16 protein-coding genes and 1 pseudogene are annotated in these 17,606 nt (G+C 63.0%); 7 read left to right on the plus strand and 10 right to left on the minus strand.

Going from position 1 to position 17,606, the window contains the following annotated elements; genetic code table 11:
* Positions 1–10 precede the first annotated feature (10 nt).
* Complete coding sequence (locus HWY30_RS01200; RefSeq protein WP_090810909.1) at positions 11–625, minus strand: TetR/AcrR family transcriptional regulator; 615 nt, start codon at positions 623–625, stop codon at positions 11–13.
* Positions 626–709: 84 nt separating this feature from the next.
* Here HWY30_RS01200 and HWY30_RS01205 point away from each other — a divergent pair, with 84 nt between their 5' ends.
* On the plus strand, positions 710–1,840 hold the full coding sequence (locus HWY30_RS01205; protein ID WP_090810911.1) for an MBL fold metallo-hydrolase: 1,131 nt from the start codon (positions 710–712) through the stop codon (positions 1,838–1,840).
* 177 nt (positions 1,841–2,017) lie between these two features.
* Here the strand turns inward: HWY30_RS01205 and HWY30_RS01210 are convergent, their stop codons facing one another.
* Positions 2,018–2,869 carry a LysR substrate-binding domain-containing protein gene (locus tag HWY30_RS01210; RefSeq protein ID WP_176078828.1) on the minus strand — a complete coding sequence of 284 codons (852 nt, stop codon included), beginning with the start codon at positions 2,867–2,869 and terminating at the stop codon, positions 2,018–2,020.
* Positions 2,870–2,977: 108 nt separating this feature from the next.
* On the opposite strand from HWY30_RS01210, the gene HWY30_RS01215 reads away from it, so the two are divergent.
* Positions 2,978–3,841 carry an alpha/beta fold hydrolase gene (locus HWY30_RS01215; protein WP_090810915.1) on the plus strand — a complete coding sequence of 288 codons (864 nt, stop codon included), beginning with the start codon at positions 2,978–2,980 and terminating at the stop codon, positions 3,839–3,841.
* A gap of 44 nt (positions 3,842–3,885) precedes the next feature.
* On the opposite strand, the pseudogene HWY30_RS01220 reads toward HWY30_RS01215, so the two are convergent.
* Positions 3,886–4,353: pseudogene (locus HWY30_RS01220) on the minus strand (ATP-binding cassette domain-containing protein); the annotation flags it as partial.
* A gap of 302 nt (positions 4,354–4,655) precedes the next feature.
* On the opposite strand from HWY30_RS01220, the gene HWY30_RS01225 reads away from it, so the two are divergent.
* Positions 4,656–5,033 carry a DUF3022 domain-containing protein gene (locus HWY30_RS01225; protein WP_090810917.1) on the plus strand — a complete coding sequence of 126 codons (378 nt, stop codon included), beginning with the start codon at positions 4,656–4,658 and terminating at the stop codon, positions 5,031–5,033.
* 112 nt (positions 5,034–5,145) lie between these two features.
* On the opposite strand, the gene HWY30_RS41350 is transcribed toward HWY30_RS01225, so the two are convergent.
* The 7 genes from HWY30_RS41350 to HWY30_RS01255 form a co-directional block, all read right to left on the minus strand.
* Positions 5,146–5,400: a hypothetical protein gene (locus HWY30_RS41350; RefSeq protein ID WP_090810919.1), complete on the minus strand. Its 255-nt coding sequence runs from the start codon at positions 5,398–5,400 to the stop codon at positions 5,146–5,148.
* 181 nt (positions 5,401–5,581) lie between these two features.
* Positions 5,582–5,776: a hypothetical protein gene (locus HWY30_RS01230; protein ID WP_244144728.1), complete on the minus strand. Its 195-nt coding sequence runs from the start codon at positions 5,774–5,776 to the stop codon at positions 5,582–5,584.
* A 375-nt stretch (positions 5,777–6,151) separates the two neighbouring features.
* A complete protein-coding gene (phbB, locus tag HWY30_RS01235; protein ID WP_090811854.1) occupies positions 6,152–6,895 on the minus strand; it encodes an acetoacetyl-CoA reductase in 744 nt (247 codons plus the stop codon).
* A 1,448-nt stretch (positions 6,896–8,343) separates the two neighbouring features.
* On the minus strand, positions 8,344–9,228 hold the full coding sequence (locus HWY30_RS01240; RefSeq protein WP_425199348.1) for a phosphatidylinositol-specific phospholipase C: 885 nt from the start codon (positions 9,226–9,228) through the stop codon (positions 8,344–8,346).
* Positions 9,229–9,284: 56 nt separating this feature from the next.
* Positions 9,285–10,136 (minus strand): carbohydrate ABC transporter permease, encoded by an 852-nt coding sequence (locus tag HWY30_RS01245; RefSeq protein ID WP_090810927.1) that lies wholly within the window; start codon positions 10,134–10,136, stop codon positions 9,285–9,287.
* Positions 10,136–11,005 (minus strand): carbohydrate ABC transporter permease, encoded by an 870-nt coding sequence (locus tag HWY30_RS01250; RefSeq protein WP_090810929.1) that lies wholly within the window; start codon positions 11,003–11,005, stop codon positions 10,136–10,138. Before HWY30_RS01250 ends, HWY30_RS01245 begins: the two co-directional genes overlap by 1 nt.
* Positions 11,006–11,045: 40 nt before the next feature.
* The gene (locus HWY30_RS01255) at positions 11,046–12,302 is read right to left on the minus strand and encodes an ABC transporter substrate-binding protein (RefSeq protein WP_090810931.1); all 1,257 of its coding nucleotides are present in this window, start codon (positions 12,300–12,302) and stop codon (positions 11,046–11,048) included.
* 576 nt (positions 12,303–12,878) lie between these two features.
* Here HWY30_RS01255 and HWY30_RS01260 point away from each other — a divergent pair.
* The 4 genes from HWY30_RS01260 (at position 12,879) to HWY30_RS01275 (ending at position 17,581) form a co-directional block, all read left to right on the plus strand.
* On the plus strand, positions 12,879–14,144 hold the full coding sequence (locus HWY30_RS01260; RefSeq protein ID WP_090811856.1) for an ABC transporter substrate-binding protein: 1,266 nt from the start codon (positions 12,879–12,881) through the stop codon (positions 14,142–14,144).
* Between the two features lie 91 nt (positions 14,145–14,235).
* Positions 14,236–15,111: a branched-chain amino acid ABC transporter permease gene (locus HWY30_RS01265; protein WP_090810933.1), complete on the plus strand. Its 876-nt coding sequence runs from the start codon at positions 14,236–14,238 to the stop codon at positions 15,109–15,111.
* Between the two features lie 23 nt (positions 15,112–15,134).
* Positions 15,135–16,061, plus strand: a complete 927-nt coding sequence (locus tag HWY30_RS01270) for a branched-chain amino acid ABC transporter permease (RefSeq protein ID WP_090810935.1) — start codon at positions 15,135–15,137, stop codon at positions 16,059–16,061.
* A complete protein-coding gene (locus HWY30_RS01275; protein ID WP_090810937.1) occupies positions 16,058–17,581 on the plus strand; it encodes an ATP-binding cassette domain-containing protein in 1,524 nt (507 codons plus the stop codon). The genes HWY30_RS01270 and HWY30_RS01275 overlap by 4 nt, the downstream gene beginning before the upstream one ends.
* Positions 17,582–17,606 lie beyond the last annotated feature (25 nt).

Raw genomic sequence — 17,606 nt, forward strand, 5'->3', positions numbered from 1 at the left:
ACGAACCGACTCACGCATACCGCGCGAGAAACATATCCGCCGCCGCTTCCGCGATGCGCTTCTGCTCCTTGGCATCGAGCGGCACTTGCCCCATCGCCACTTGCGGCCAGAAGGCAAAAGCCTTCACGAGCCCCTGCAACTGCAGTGCCGCGAAGACGGGGTCATCGGTCTTGATGCGGCCGTCCGCGGCGGCCGCCCGGACCCACGCCGTCAGATCTTCCTCGCGTTCGCCCATGCGAGCGACCATGTCCCGCGCGCGCTCCGGCGAATGGATGCCAGCCGCGATCGCCACCCGTGCAAGCGACAAAAAGGACTCGTCGTGAAGCAGCCGCAGCTTGCGCTCCAGCAGATCGAGCAACTGCGCGCGCAACGGTTGGTCAGCACGATAAGAGGGTGCATCGCCGTCATGGCTCGCATCCCACAGTTGATGGAGAATCGCCGCGAAAAGTGCTTCCTTGCTCGGGAAATGGTTATAGACCGTGCGCTTCGAGACATTCGCGCGGGCGGCGATACGGTCCATGCTGGTAGCGTCGTAGCCGGCCGCGAGGAATTCCTTGATGGCGGCAGCGACGATCGCGACGCGCTTTCGGTCAGTCAGACGTTGGGGGCGGGCACAGGATTCCATCCAACGATTTTACACTGAGCAGTTTACTTTTCTTTAAGATAATCTACACTGCCGAGTGTACATTTTCTTCGGAAGGTCAACTTCATGACGTCGCTTCCCGCCTTTGTCCGCCGAATGCTCGGCGTGAACGCCGCACAGCGCAGCCGCGCGAGGTTCAGCCTGTCGCCGCAGCATGACGGCGAGCGCTTTCGCAACGTCAAGCCGCGTCCGGCGGAAAGCCTGCGCAAAACGCTCGGCCTCGCGTGGACGGTGCTGTTCAACAAGCCGCGCGGCACCGTGCCGGCCGACGCGTTGCCGGTCGAAAGGCTGACGCGCGCGCAACTCGACGCGGCGCCCGACCGCAGCCTGTACCGGCTCGGTCATTCGACGATGCTGCTGAAGTTGCGCGGCAAGTTCTGGCTGACCGATCCCGTGTTCGCCGAGCGGGCGTCTCCGTTCCGCAATCTCGGTCCGAAGCGCTTTCATGCGCCGCCGATCTCACTCGACGATTTGCCGCCGCTGCACGGCGTGATCCTGTCGCACGATCACTACGACCATCTCGACCGCGAAACCGTGCTGATACTGGCGCAGCGTACCGAGGTGTTTTTGACGCCGCTTGGGGTCGGCGACCGGCTCATCGAATGGGGTATCGACGCGGCAAAGGTCCGGCAATTCGACTGGTGGCAGGGCACGGAGGTCGAGGGTATCGAGTTCACCGCGACGCCCGCGCAGCACTTCTCCGGGCGCAGCCTGTTCGACGGCAACCGGACGTTGTGGGCGTCGTGGGTGATCGTCGATCACGATGTGCGCGTGTTTTTCAGCGGCGACACCGGTTACTTCAAGGGTTTCAGCGCGATCGGCGAGCGCCTCGGACCATTCGACGTCACGTTGATCGAAACCGGCGCGTACGACGCGATGTGGCCATACGTCCATATGCAGCCCGAAGAAACCGTGCAGGCGCATATCGACCTGCGCGGCCGCTGGCTCGTGCCGATCCATAACGGCACCTTCGACCTCGCGATGCATCGCTGGCAGGAGCCGTTCGAAAGGGTGACGGGGCTGGCGCTCGCGCGCGGCGTCGCGCTGTCGACACCGCGCATGGGCGAGCGGCTCGATCTGACCGCGGTGCATCGCGGCGAACGCTGGTGGCGCGACGTTGCGCAAACCGCTGCCGTGCCGAAGGCTTCGTGGCGGATGTGCGCGTCGCGCGGGGTCCAGGAGGGGGAGTCGTCCTGAGGTCGTTGGCACCGCCACGTCTTTGCGGCGCACGAGAGCGCCCGAGCGGACTGTTTCGCGGCGGCGCGCTGGTGCGGCGCGCGCACGTTGCCGTTCCCGCCGAGGCGCTCGCGACCTCGAAGTACGCTCCGTCGGAACTGTCCGTCGCGGCGTGATACGCAACGGTCGATCTGCGGGTTAATTCTTCAGGTCGGCGAGAATGCGTTCCGCGAGAAAATCGCACACGGGCCGTTTCGAAGCGGCACTTCGCGCCAGCACGACTTCAAGCGTGCCGATTTCCGGCAGGCCATTCGCGGTTCCCAGCAGCGAGAAGTGAGCCGGTACCGCGCACTTGGCCAAAGGAGTCACCGCGAGTCCGGCCTCGGCCATCGTCAGCAGACCCAGCAGACTCGGACTTTCATACGAGGTTCGATACGTGATGCGCGCGCGCTCCAGGCTCCGGATGGCTTTCTCCCGCGCGACGCTGCCGGGCAAAAACACGGCGATCGGCAAGGGCCTTTCACGCCAGATCTCGGTCGCGCCTGGCGCGGCGGCCCAGACCATCGGTTCGTGACGCAGGAACTCGCCGTGCAATCCTTTCACGCGCGTGGCGCAGACGAGATCGACCGTGCCGTCTTTCAACATGGGCTCGAGAGCGACGCTTGGCAGGCCCACTACCTGAATCTCCACCTTCGGATAGGTCGCCGAAAATTTCTTGAGGATCGGCGGGAACAGTGACGTCGCATAGTCGTCAGGCACGCCGATCACCACGCGTCCGGTCACGTCGGGCCGTACCACCGCTGCCCACGCTTCGTCGCGCAGGGCGATCATCCGCCGCGCGTAGGTCAACAGCATTTCGCCGTCCTGCGTCGGCACCACGCTGCGAGGCTTGCGCATGAAAAGCGCCTTGCCGAGCGCCGTCTCGAGCGTCTTGATCTGCATGCTCACCGCCGATTGCGAACGATGCACGACCTGCGCCGCGCGACTGATCGTGCCGGCGTCCGCGACCGCGATGATCATGGACAGCACGTCCAGATCGAGCGCTTTCATTTCCGTTGCCATGATGGTTGATATCAGAAAAGTAGATCGATTCCATCAATATTATGCGATTTTCTTTTGCGAGCACACCCTCGATAGTGGCGACAAAGGAGCCCTGTGATGAATGCACGTATCAGCCCATCGATTCTGGCCTCGGCCGTTGGCGCGTCCGCGCCATCGTTTGTGACCACCGCATCGAGTCTTGCGATACCGTATGTCGAGTCCGGGCGCGGCGAGCCGATGGTGTTCGTGCACGGCTCGCTTTGCGACTATCGCTATTGGGACGCCCAGATGGCCTCCCTGTCGGGCGGGTTTCGCTGCTTCGCGCCGAGCTTGAGCCATTACTGGCCCGAGATCGATGCATTTGGACACAGCGACTTCAGTTGGGAGGCGCACGTCGAGGAAATTGCCGGATTCATCACGGCGCTCGACCTTGCTCCCGTTCATCTGGTCGGTCACTCGCGGGGTGGGTGCGTGGCTTTCCATCTCGCGCGCGAATTTCCGCGCCTCGTGAAAACGCTGACGCTAGCCGATCCCGGCGGCCCGCTGCAAACCGAACCGAGGGGGCAGCCCGCGTTCATGCCGCCGGCGACCAACGTGTTGCGCGCACGGGTCGCGGAACTGATCGAGCGGGGCGAGTTCGACGCCGGCTTGTCGATGTTCGTCGACTCGGTGAGCATGCCGGGGTTCTGGAACAAAAGCCCGGAGAGCTTTCGTCGCATGGCGCTCGACAACGCGCTCACGCTGCCAAAGCAGTTGCTCGATCCGCTTCCCGCCTATACGCCGGAAGCCGCGCGCGATATCAAGTGCCGTACGTTGTTGATCGACGGCCAGAAAAGTCCCCGTATGTTCCGCAATACTGTCGACAAGCTCGAACAGTGGATCGAGTTTGCCGAACGCGAAACGATCGACGGTGCGTCGCATGGGATGAATGTCGCGAGACCGGATGCGTTCAACAGGGCGGTTGCGACTTTCGCGGCGTAGCCCGGTTGACGGGAGAGTGCTCCGGCGTGCACGCTGGTTTTCCCGGCCAGCAAGGTATCGATCTTGTGATCCTGGGCCAGCAACTCGGCCGCCGTACTCGAATGAACGACCGATTCGCGCTCGAGCACCACGGCGTTGTGCGTGATGCCCAGCGCCTTGCGCGCGTTCTGCTCGACCAGAATCACTGAGAGGCCTTCGCGGATGATCTCCGAGAGGATGCGCATCAAGTCCTGCACGATAATCGGCGCGAGGCCCTCGAGCAGTTCGTCGAGCAGCAGCACCTTGGGATTGAGCATCAGCGCGCGGCCGATGGCCAACATCTGCTGCTCGCCGCCGGAGAGCTGGTTGCCCATATCGGCGCGGCGCTCCTGCAGGCGCGGGAACATCCGGTAGATGCGAGCCAGATCCCACGGACCGGACACGGCGATCGCCGTCAGGTTCTCTTCGACCGTCAGCGACTTGCGTTCCTGCGGCACCCAGCCGATGCCGGCCAGCGCGCGCTGGCACGGTCGTAGTCCGCGCTTTGCTTCACGAGCCGCGCACCCACTTCGGGACGCGCCAGCGATTTCGACGGCTTCAGCCGAAGCGCGCTGCCTCTTCATTGGGCGGCCAGCGGCAGCCGGACACAGTTCTTGCTCGCGTATTCATCGATTCATCAATTCGGCGGGGCCAGGCGCAAAGCCGGCACGCATAGTGCTGACACGCGAGCGCCGTCGTGCCAGCGGGCGACTCGGGCGCAGCGTCGAGCGAACCCGCGGTCACGACAATGCCCGAGGCCACGCAACCGGGCCCTCGACCACAAGGAGGACTTTCAATGAAAGACATCGATCTGAACCAGCGCGTCGAAGAAATCGAACTGGCTCTTTCCACGCTATTCGAGTCGCCGAAGGCGCCCGCGATCAGCAGCTACGACGACGGCCGGACGTTCTTCATCCAGGCCTCCTGGGTCGTCGAGTCACATGGCGACACGACGCTGGATGCGCGATGCGTGCTCACACTCCACTTTTCGGATTCGCAGATTCAGCGTTACGCGCAGATGGACACGGCACAACGTATCCTCGTGCGCGAACGCCTCTGCCAAATGGTCCGCGATCGACCCCGACCGGAAGGCGGTGAGTTGCCCTTGCGAGGAGAGTGCGCCGAAGACCTGCAGGTGGAGGATCGGCTGCTGGATGTCGACGATCAGCTCTGATCCATCGCGGACGGCGTGCGACCGCGGCCTGGCGATTGGCTGTCCGAGCCGGCAGCCGCCTGCCAATCGAGTTGCGCCCGAATCTCCACGATGTAGCGAGGTCGAAAAGTGACTAGCACGATTCTTCGCTCGGGACCGGGGGCGGGAGCGACTCGAGCAACTTCACGAGCCTTGCCTGCTGCTGCGGAGTCAGTCCTTGAGTAGCGCTCACCTGCTGAACACGCGCGCGCCAGTAGGTCCGGCTGAACAACGAATCCGCGCCATCGGAGGACAGGATCCGTTCGAGATGGGAAATCGCATCTCCAGCGGTCAGGGGTGTATAGGGGCTCTCCCTGTCCGGGGGCCCTTTCTTGATTGTTGTTTTCATCCACTTCTCTCAGGTGGTGACCGGCCGGGTCCGGTCGTATACGTCCGGCTTCAATTGGCCGGTTCGTGCCAAACAACCCATGCGGGGCGCGCGCCCGCCAGCTACCTGACGGGCCAGGTAGCATGACGCGCGCGGGGTCGCGTGGCGACGCGACCCATTGCTAGCGGCACGGCCCCGGTGTTCAGCAAAGCTCCGCGGCGGCCACCCACGGCATCGTCTCGAACTGCCTGAGAACGGTGTGCAGCGATCCGGAGAGCCTGTCGGCAAACGCGATCGTCATGTCTTCGACGTCACGTTTACGGTTGCTCGTAATCCGTACGTCCTCGATGGCATCCGCGACCGGCATCAATACCTGCCACACTGCGGCGACCCGCATGCAGCCGCGCCTCGCACGAACCGTAATCTGATGGCCTGTGGCCTTTAGTTGTCCGGGGGTTTCCGGTGTCATTCTTCAGCCCTCTCGATGTATCTGATTTGTTATTGGCACGGACGATGCATCTACATTCGCCCGCGCGGTTGATGCCACCACTCATGATGATCCAGATGTCGTAGCAGTCGTGCCCGTCTGCGCTCACGGCGATAGTGATCAATCACCATCAGCATTGCGATGCTGAGGGCCGAGCCCCCAATGATCAGGCCCATCCAGGTCTCACTCATGACACGTTCCTCTCATGGAAGCACAGGGGTGTTGCGTGAATGGTTCACGCCGCTTCGTCCGATGTTCCGGCGCATACCGGCGCGGTGTGTCGCGTTACTGCATGTGCTGGCCACCGTTGATCGCGATGTTGGAGCCGGTCACGAAGCCGGCATCATCCGAGCAGAGATAGAGCACGAGCGCCGCGACTTCCTCGGGCTTGCCGAGACGGCCCATCGGGATATGCGGCAGGACCTTCGTATCGAGAATCTCCTGCGGAATCGCGGTGACCATCCTGGTGGCCAGGTAGCCCGGCGAAATCGTGTTGACGGTGACCCCTTTGCGCGCCACTTCCAGTGCCAGCGACTTGGTGAAGCCGTGCATGCCGGCCTTGGCCGCGGCGTAGTTGGTCTGGCCGACCGAGCCTTTTGAACCGTTGACGGACGAAATATTGACGATGCGCCCCCAGCCTCGTGCGACCATCTCTTCGCACAGCGGCTTGGTCATGTTGAAGACCGAATCGAGGTTCGTGCGAATGACCGCATCCCAGTTCACCTTGTCCATCTTCCTGAGGGTCATGTCCTGGGTGATCCCCGCGTTGTTGATCAGGATGTCGACCGGGCCGACCTCCGCCCGAACCTTGTCCGCGCAACGCTGGCATGAGTCGTAGTCGGCCACATCGACCGGGTAAGCGCGGAAGCTCCGGCCCTGAGTTTCCATGTCAGCCAGCCATTTGTCCGCACCGGTGTTGTTCGGCGAGTGCGTGACTACCACCGCATACCCTGCGTCGTGCAGTTTCGTACTGATCGCTTCTCCCAGGCCGCCCATGCCGCCCGTTACTACTACGATTCGTTTCGTCATCCTTTCCATCCGTGATCGTAATGTCTGCGAGGATCGTGAATACCCAATGGCCGTCTCGCATACCCGCCATCGCTTTGCCACAATGCGCTGGCGCCTCCAGCGTCGAGGGAGGAACGGCTGCGGCATTGATTGAACTGCGCGGGTTTTTATAGGCTTGTGGTATTGCGCGAATGGAGCCGGGTGCGTCAGCTCGCGGCGATATGCCGCGCCGGCGCACTGCTCAAAGATTCCAGATGCCCCGAATGGTGTTTCTCGCCTGCCGGTTCAGGGCGGCGAGTTTCTGTGCCCTTCAAACGCTTCGCTGGCGAGCGAAAGAAAAATCGACGCATTCGTTCGGCAGAATTTCAGCAAAACTTCGGACGAAAGGTCTTTCATTGCTTCTCCCTGAATTGATTTCGAACCCGCTTGCCCCGGAGACGACATGCGCAATGAATGTGCTGAATGTCGGTCGGAGAGGATTCCGGAGCAAAAGTGTTATAAGTAAGACTAAATAAACACCACAAAACCAGTTCGGCCCGGATCGCACTTCTGATCGTCGGTATTCAACAGTCGAATGACGACACGGTGTCCATAATCGGGTCGCGGCCGATCGGTTGGCCATAACCCTCGTCAATCCTGCCGTGCCACTGACCGGATGCTTCGCCCTCTACTTCAACTGTCATGAAATGACATAACAATCGATTTTAGAAGGTTAATTCTAACTTCGAAATGTTAAATTTTTGAGAAGAAAGGCTAGGTGAATACCCTATCCAAAAGGTCGGCTGTCAGGGGCGTAGTCGCGCTAAGTCGACGTTTGAACGTCCGAACGAAGGACGCGAATGGCCAGCGATGATGAGTGCGCTCTCCGATTGCTTCGCAGAGCACCCCAACAATGTCACGAAAATGGCCGAAATGACAGGGACACTGCAGAAAGCACCACCCGGATGCATCATTGCATGTTATGCAACAAAATGACAATTCAGCCGACCCTGTCAGACACTCCTGCCTGGGCCCGGCCGGCTCGCTGCACGAGGGGGCGGCTGCCCAGGGAGCGTCGCTCGTCCGCGGCGCGTGCTGTAGAGAATGACGAACGCTGCGGCGCGGCACGCATAGCGAATGCGTGTCGGCAGCGGTGAACGGGACCGGGTTTCGAAGGGCAACGCAGGCGCACATAGAACACCGTTCGCACGCGAGCGTAAGATGGAAGCGATTGATCGATGAGTTTCAAGGGGGCGCCATGAAGCCGGTGTGCCCGCTGCACGGGCCAACGACCATCGTCGGCACGAACGCGTATGGGTTTCCGATCTATGCGTGTTGTCGCGACGACGTTCCTTATGTCACGCCGCCGGACGCCTGTACGCGTGAACCGGCGCAACGCGGACAAGAATCGAAGCCGCCACCGCGGCAGCCTCAGGCAAACAAGGAACCACGCTGACGTTCGCGGGCAACGTCATACCCGCAGCAAAACCTTATCGGCTCCAGTTGCAGTCGATCAACGCATCAACGAGGCGCCAGTCCTGCCAGTCGCAAAAATCGAGCATCAGCGTGCCGCGTGGTTCCGGACGAGCCGCGAGTCGCTCCGCAAGTTGCTCGTGAATGCCGCGATGCCGTGTATCGCCACACGCCACGACGACCGGCGCCGCCGCCATCCCCGTGCCGCTGCAAAAGTTGATGACCCACCGCTCGTCACACAGAGCGGGGGCGAGGTTCAACAGTGAATCGATGGCGCGCCATTTGTAAGCGATCGATGTCGGCACCGGCACGCGAAACTCGTCCTGAATGGTGAATGGCGCCGGCGCGACGTCGATATCGAACGTCGCGTTCTCGGGCCAAACTGTCAGGTCGATGCCGAGCGGCGCTTCACTCGCGAAGCGCCGCAGTAGCACGATGCTCCCGCGTGCTGCCTCCAGCCGCGGCCGCCCGGAAGCAAGGTGCCAGCGCACATCCGCATGTCTTTCCACATACCATTCGAAGGTCGCGGCAAATGCGCGGGCGCAGTCGCGCGCCGGCCATTCGTCCTTGACGGACATGACGATACATTCGCCGCAGTGAAGCGCGAGAAACTGCGCGCATGTCCGCACCACATCGTCGAAAGTCAGATCCAGCGAGATGCCGCCATGATGAATCGCGAAGCGATCACGCACATGGCGGCAGCGGATGTCGAGGACCCGCACGCCATGGTGCAACTGATCGTCGAGCGTGGCATGCTGCGTGCGCGCGAGCCGGTCATCGACCGTGTAGGCGCAGGTGTCATGGCTGCCCGGCAAGGTCAGTGCGGACAGCAAGCGGCTGCCATCGATGGCCGACATCCAGTCAGCCGGCGAAACGGTGTGATCAGTCAGGGCAGGGCGCAAGAGAACCTCTGGATAAGCAAAGCGTCTGCTGCAGCGGCGGCGTGAAGTCGGAGCCCCTACTTCAACCCGCCCGAAAAGCCCTGCAGCAGATAGCGCTGCACATAGCCCGCGAGCAGAAGCGTCGGCACCGACGAAATCAGCCCCGCGCTCATCAGTTCACCCCAGTCGATGCCGTTCTCGGTCACATAACCCGCCATGGCGAGCGGCAGCGTGAAATGACTCGGCGACGAGACGAACAACAGCGCCAGCAGAAACTCGTTCCACGCGATGATGAACACGAAGATGGCGGTGGCAACGAGACCTGGCGCGCACAGCGGCACGACGATGAAGACGATGCGCTGCGCGAGGTTCGCGCCGTCGAGCGCCGCGGCCTCCTCGAATTCGATCGGCACGTCGCGCACGAACGGCAGCAACATCCAGATCGCCATCGGCAGCGCGTACAGCTGATAGGCGAGTATCAGCCCAAACAGCGAATCGAGCAGATGGAGCCACTTGGCCAGCGAAAACAGCGGTACGGCCACCGTAATCGGCGGCATCAGCTTCAGTGCCAGCACGAGCAGCAGGAACAGCAGATCGAGGCGCGCGGGAAATGCAAGCCGCGCGAGGCCATAAGCGGCCGGAAAAGCCAGCGCGAGCGCGAGCAACGTGGCGCCTGGCGCGACCCACACGGAGTTCAGCACCGACTGGGCCATGCCGCTTTCCCACACCGCCGCGAAATGCTCGAACGTGGGCGCCGAAGGCCACAACGCGAGCGGATGGGCGAGGCGTTCCAGCGTCGGCGTGAAGGCCGCGCCAGCCATCCATATGCACGGCAGCAGCAACACCGCCAGCGCAGCGATCCGCAACAGCCCTCGCACCGCGGCAGCGGACGAGCGTCGCGCGAAACCCTGCAAGCGTGCGAGAGGCATCAACGGTCGCGCTTGACGGCCGATTTCCATATGTATCCCGAGACCAGCACCGCGCACGTGAGCAGCATCAGTACCGAAGCCGCGCTGGCGGGTCCTACGTTGAAGAACCGGAAACCCGTGTCGTAGATGTACGTCGACAGCGTTTGCGTGGCATTGCCCGGACCGCCGCCCGTCAATGCGTACACCTTGTCGAACAGCTTGAAGGTGTCGATCGAGCGCAGCAGCATCGCGAGGGCGACGTGGGGTGCAACGAGCGGCAGCGTGATGTATCGCAGGCACTGCCATTCGTTCGCGCCGTCGATGCGGGCCGCCTCGGCGATTTCCGGCGGAATCGACTGCAGCCCCGCGAGAATGATCAGGAATGCCATCGGCGTCCATTGCCAGACATCGACCAACATCAGCGACCAGAGCGCGAGGTGCGGATCGGATAACCAGGGCACCGCCGGCAGACCTGCCGCCGTGAGCAGCGCATTCAGGAAGCCGCGGTAATTGAGCCAATTGCGCCAGATGGCGGAGCACACGAGCGTGGAGAGCATCATCGGCAGCACGGCGAGCGGCAAGGCGATGCGCCGGCCCGGAAACGCGCGCACGAACAGCAGCGCGAGCGCGAGGCCGAACAGGACTTCAGCGAGCGAGGCCACGCTCATGAACTGGATCGTATTGACGAAACTCGTGCCGAACTCGCCGTCCGCAATGACCGATCGATAGTTGGCGAGCCCGATGAACGAGCGATGCCCCGACGCGTAATTCACCGAGAAAAACGAATCGATCAGCACGCGCGCCATCGGGTAGAGCGCCAGCACGCCGAGCACGAGCGCGGCTGGGCTCATCAGGACGATCAGCGGCAGATAACGTCGCAATCCGCTCATCGACTCTTTCCCACGCTTGTCTGCGCTGTCACCGCCGCTTTCACTGCAATGCGGCGTTGGCCTGGGCGATCTTCTGCGCCGCCTGATGCAAGGCTGCGTCGGGCGCGGCCTGCCCCGTCAGCGCGAGTTGCAACGCGTCGCCGAGAATCGCCTCGATCTGCTGCCAGTCTTTCACGCGAGGCCGCGCACGGCCCGCTTCGAGCGCCTTCAGCTGGTCCGGGTACCAGCGATACTGCTTGACGAGCGTCGGATTGACGAAGACGCTCTTGCGCGTCGGCGGAATGCCGAGCACGGCCAGTTGTGTTTGCGTGGCCGACGAAGTCAGATAGGCGAGGAAATCCGCCGCCACTTTCGCATGTGCCGCATCTTTCGCAATACCCATTTGCCAGATGCCGAGCATCGGCGCCGGCCCCTTGACCTGACCGGGCGGCGGTTGCAGCGCGACCTGGCCGACGACGCGCGACTTCGCCGGATCGTCGAGCGCGGGCAGCCATGCGGGCCACACTTCGATGGCCTGCGCGGCCGTGCCGTCTTGCAGGGCGTCTCGCACTTCACCGGCGCCATATACGTCGACGTCCTTCGGCGCCCACTTCTTCAGGGCGAGCAGCATCTTCAGCGCGGCCAGCGCTTCGGGCGAATCGATCGTGACCTTGCCGTTGGTGTCGACGACATCTCCGCCATAGGCCCACAGGATCGGCAGAAAACCGGTGACGATGGGGTTACCCTTCACGCCGCGAAACACGACACCCGAGACGTCCTTGTCGGCAGTGCCGATGGTCTGCGCGATCTTCAGCACGTCGTCCCAACTGCGCGGCGGCTGCAGGCCGCGACTCGCGAGCAGATCCTTGCGATAGGCGAACATCTCGACATTGCCGACGATCGGCATCGCGTACAAGGTTCCCGTCGACGTGCGTCCGAGGGAGATCGTGGACGTCACCATATCGGCATCCGCGAGCGTGGCGGGCAGCGGCTGAAGCCATCCGTTGGCGATGAATTCGGGGGACCAGGTGTCGTCCATCATCACCAGGTCATAGGCGCGCGTGTTTTCGCGTAATGACAGCTTCAGTTTCTGATACAGGTCGTTGTTCGGCAGCTTCAGCAACTCGATATCGACGCCCGGGTGCTGTTTCTTGTAGCCGTCCACCGCCTGCGCGAGTCCGCGGCCGTAGATGTCGTCCCGGCCTGCGATCACGAGATCCGCGGCATGGGCACCAAGGGCGGCGATGGACAGGCAAGCCGCGACGGAAGTCGCGCGCAGGCAGGCGAACAGGGTCGTCCGCTGGATCATTGAAGCCATGGCTCTTGAATTCCTCCAGGGGAAAGGCGTATGCGTACGATGAGTCCAGAGCAACCCACCCCGTTTTCTTTGATCGCGCGCAGCGTTGCGAAAAATAGATGCCAGATGCGGCAGCGTGAATTGCAGCAACCTAGCATGACGTACATGTGTCAGCAAGCAGGGTTGCCGCGCAGTGTTCGGACCCGCACGCAGGCACGCTTGCCGCGTGGTCCGTTTCCGCGCCGCGACCGCCCTCGGCTGATCATGGCGCGGATTGGTCCATTGAACCGCCGCACCAACCCCGCAAAGCGATGCGGCCACAATGCTTCGGATCACGAATGAGCGAGAGGACGAAGGCCGCTAATCTCGCGGTCCATAGCCATTCGCTCTCACTATGGACAAACGACAAACCGCGTCCGGCGGCGCGGGCGGCAAAATTTTTTCCGCTCTGCACCATGAAATCCGTAGGGACCCGGTCATCGTTTGTACCGATTGAGCGCTGCGAGTCCCGTGAATATTGTTGTGTGCGCATTCTTCAAATGCTGCGATGTGGCGGGCAAATGTTGCTCAACGATCCTTTCGAATCGGAGATGCATGATGTCCAGTAACAGTGTGTGGCGAAACTTTCATTGCGTCATCGCGACGGGGATGGTAGCGGCGGGCCTGGGTCTGCCGGCAGGCGCCCATGCGGCGGCAGAGCCGATCAAGATCGGCGTGATCAGCGAAGAATCCTCGGTGGCGGGCGCTTCGATCAGCAAGGCGGCGCAACTCGCCGCGGACCAGATCAACGCCAGCGGTGGCGTCGATGGCCGGCCCATCCAGATCGTCGCGTACGACGACCATTCATCGGCTTCGGACGGCGTGCGCGCCTTCCAGCGCGCGGCGACCCAGGACAAGGTGGTCGCTGTGATCGGCAGCTACATCAGCGAAGTGGCGCTCGCGATGGAGCCGTGGTCGGGACGCCTGAAGATGCCCTTCATTACGCCCGGCGCGGCTAGCAACGACATCTCGAAGCACGTTCACGACGACTACGACCACTACAAGTACACGTTCCACGGCTGGATGACGTCGGCGTTCATCGCACAGTCCATCTGCGACTTCTCACACGACGTTCTGGTCGGCCAGTTCAAGATGAAAACGACGGTCGTCATGAGCGAGGACGCGGCGTGGACCAAGCCGCTCGACGAACGCTACCTCGAATGCCTGCCCAAAGCGGGGCTTCAGGTGCTCGATCACATCCGCTTCAATCCTGACACTTCCGACTTCACGCCGATCTTCAACCAGATCGAGGCGAAGCACCCCGATACGATCACCACCGGCATCAGCCACGTTGGCGTGCAGCCGACCGTGCAATGGCACGACCAGCAGGTGCCGATCCCGATGTCGGGCCAAAGCTCGCAGGCCACGACCACGAGCTTCTGGAAGGACACGAACGGCGCGACGGAAGGCGTGATCACGGCCTCGGCCGCGGCGCCGGGCGTGGCGATCACGCCGAAAACGATCCCTTTTACGGATGAGTATCAGAAGAAGTTCGGCGTTTCTCCGGCGTATTGCGGCTTCACGAGCTACGACCTCGTCTACATCCTCGCGGACGCGATCAAGCGCAACAAGGGCTCGACCGATCCGGACCGGATGGTCGACGCACTCGAGAAAACCGACTACGTGGGCACGATCGGACGCTGGCAGTTCTACGGCAAGAGCGATCAGTTCACGCACGCGCTGAAGTACGGGCCCGGCTATATCACGGGCATCGACCTGCAATGGCAAAACGGCAAGCAGGTTGCGATCTGGCCCAAGTCGATTGCCAACGGCGTGGTCAAATTCCCGACCTTCATGAAGGTGCAGCAGGCAAGCGCGAACTAGCAGCGCGACGATCGCGACTGTCCGGACCCGCGCGTAGCGAAGGCCCGGACAGCGCACGCATCGACACCTTAACCAACATGAAAGGCCGGGCATGTTGCTACTGCAGATTCTCGTCGACGGCTTTGCGATCAGTTCGCTCTACGCGCTGGGCGCGATCGGTTTCACGTTGATCTTCGGCGTCTCCGGCATCTTGAATCTCGCGCACGGCGGCGTGATGCTGGTCGCGGCGCTGATGGGCTGGATGCTCGCGGGCGAGGCGGGACTTGGCACCTATCTCGGCACGCTGCTCGGCGTGTTGGCGGGTCTCGTGACGGCCTTCGTCACCTACCTGATGGTGGTGCGGCCCATTCAACGCTCGGCCGCGATTCCCGCCGAAGAGAAGGAAATCTTCGTGCTCACCGGCACGCTGCTGTGGGGCATCATGATCCAGCAGGGCATGGCGTGGCTATTCACCGACAACCCGGTGACGATGCGCCCGCTGATCAGCGGTGTGGCGATGGTCGGCAGCGTGCGCGTGCCGTTCAACGAAATCATGATCGCGGCGGTCTGCTGGGCCGTGATCGCCATGTTGTGGCTGTTCGTGAACCGCACGCGCGCGGGCAAGGCGCTGCTCGCGGCTTCGATGAACCCTCGTGGTCTCACGCTGCTCGGTTTCGAACTCTCCCGAATCTATCTTCTCGCGTGGAGCATCTATGGGGTGCTGGCCGGTATCGCGGGCGTGCTGCTCGCTTCGTTCCTCGGCGTGAGCACCAACAATGCGGGGCAGCTCACGGCCAGCGCATTCTCCATTGTGGTGCTGGGCGGGCTCGGCAGCGTGTCCGGTTCGCTAATGGCCGCGTATGTCGTCGGTTATCTGGAAACCATTACGGCCTATCTGATCGCGCCGACCCTGCGGCCGCTGCCCGCGTTGCTGCTGCTGGTGCTCGTGGTGTATGTAAGACCCCAGGGCTTCCTGGGACGCCGTTAACAGTGCGAATGGAGCGTACCCCCATGTCCGTTCTTCTCCGTTCGCGTGGCGCATGGATCGCCGTTGCGCTCGTCGCGATGGCGGCGACGTTGCCGTGGTGGCTTTCGGGCTACATCCTCGGCGTGCTCACGGTTGCGTATTACTTCGGCGTGTTCGCCATGTCGTGGGACCTGTTGTTCGGCTTTGCCGGCGAGGTCAACTTCGGGCCGACGTTCCTGATCGGACTCGGCGCCTATTCGGCCGCGATCCTCGACGCCAGATGGGGTCTGCCCATACCCGTTTGCGTGCTCGCTGGCGGCGGCGTCGCGCTGGTGGGCGGTCTGCTGCTGGCGGTGCCCGCGCTGCGGTTGCGCGGTCCTTACTTCGGGCTGGTTACGCTCGTGGCCGTGCTGCTGCTGCAAAACGCCATCGTGATCTTTGCGGGCATAACTGGTGGCGAGATCGGCATGATGGTGCCGGACGTGATGTCGGTCGATGCGAACCATAACTACTGGATCGCGCTCGCGTTCCTGATCGTTTGCGCCGTCCTGCTGTTCGGCCTGTCGCGTTCGGCAGTCGGTCTGATCCTGCAGGCAAGCGGCCAGGACGCGACCGGCGCGCAGGCGCTGGGTTTCAATGTCACGCGACACAAGCTCGTGGCCTTTTGCATCAGCGCCGTTTTCTCCGGCGTGGCCGGCGCGATGCTGGTGTTCTACCAGGGCACGGCCTCCGTGAGCACGGTGGTGGATCTCAGCGTGGGAGTACAGATCATCATCGCGGCCGTGCTCGGCGGACGCCGCACGATACTCGGCGCGGTGCTCGGCTCGATCTTCCTGATCGTCGCCGGCGAGTTTCTGCGCCCGCTCGGCCAGCTCAACACATTCGTGGTCGCGGCGGTCGCACTGGCGGCGCTGCTGTTCTTTCCAGACGGTCTGCTCGGCAATCTGCTGCGTGCGAAGGAGCGCCAATGAGCGACACGCCGCTGCTCTGCGTACGCGGACTGACCAAGCGCTTCGGCGGTCTCGTCGCCGTGAAGGATATCGGCTTCGACATCCGGCCCGGCGAGATTCTTGGCCTGATCGGACCAAACGGCTCGGGCAAGTCCACCGTCATGAAGCTGATCATGGGCATCGAGCGGCCCAACGCGGGGTCGGTCAAGGTGAATGGCGTGGAGATGGCCGGCTGGGCGCCGCACCGGATCGCGCGCGCGGGCGTGGGCATCGTGTTTCAGCATTCGCGGCCGCTCCATCGGCAGACGGTGCTGGAACACATCAAGCTCGCGCTGCTTCCTGATTCGCTCGTCAAGCTGGCCGCCGAACCGCACGTGCACCGGCGCGCGCAGGAAATTGCCTCGCGTGTGGGCCTTGCCGCCGTCATGCATCGGCATCCCGCGACACTGCCATTTGCGGATCTGCGCCGCATGGAGATGGCCAAAGCGATTGCGCGCGACCCGCAGGTCGTGCTGGTGGACGAGCCGTTCGCGGGACTGACGGTGGCGGAATCGGAGGCGTTTTCCGAGCTGATTCGCGGCTTTCGCGCCGAAGGCCGCGCGGTGCTGCTGGTCGATCACAACGTCAAAAGTCTGTCCGCGCTCGCCGACCGCGTGCTCGCGATGTACCTTGGCGAGCATGTCGCCGAGGGCACCGCCGAACAAGTGATGCAGAACGAGACGGTGCGCCGGGTCTATCTGGGCAGCAAGCTGGAGTTGCGCCAGCGCACCGGAGCCGCGGGCATTGCCAGACCCACGATCCTCGAGGTGACCGGTGTGCGTGTGCTTTACGACAAGGCGTGCGCACTCGACGACGTCAGTCTGCAGGTGCGCGAGGGCGAGTTCGTATCGGTTGTCGGTCTGAACGGCGCGGGCAAGACGACGCTTTTCAACGCGCTCTCGGGCCTCGTGCCGTACAAAGGGACGATTCGCTTCGACGGGCGCGATCTGCGCGGCAGCAGCGGAGCCGCGATCGCGCGCGCCGGCCTCGTGCAATGCCCGGAAACGCGCGAGCTATTCGGCGATATGACGGTACGCGAGAATCTCGAACTCGGCGGATATCATCTCGCCGATACGGTGCGCGCCAAACAGCTGTCGTGGCTGTTCGATCTCTTTCCGATCCTGAAATCGCGCCAGGGCCAGACCGCGCGCACGCTTTCCGGCGGCGAGCAGCAAATGCTCGCGATCGCGCGCGCGCTGATGACCCAGCCGAAGCTGCTGATTCTCGACGAACCGACACTGGGGCTCGCGCCCGTGATTCTCGAGCAATTGTCGAAAGCGCTGGATTCGCTGCAAAAGTCCACGCCCATTACCGTACTGCTGGGCGAGCAGAACGTCAGGTTTGCGCTGCCGCAGGCGGACCGTGTCTACGTGCTCGAACATGCACGCATCATCTGGGAGGGCAGCGCTTCGCGCTTCGAGGCTGAGATGGGGCGCGGCTTTCTCGAGGCGGTGCCTACCGGCGAGCCCGACGCCACGACCTCCGGCGACGCGCGCAGCTAAGGCCGGCAGCGGCAGGCGAGCCCAT

It is taken from the genome of Paraburkholderia tuberum STM678, assembly GCF_902833905.1.
Taxonomy (GTDB): Bacteria; Pseudomonadota; Gammaproteobacteria; order Burkholderiales; family Burkholderiaceae; genus Paraburkholderia; species Paraburkholderia tuberum.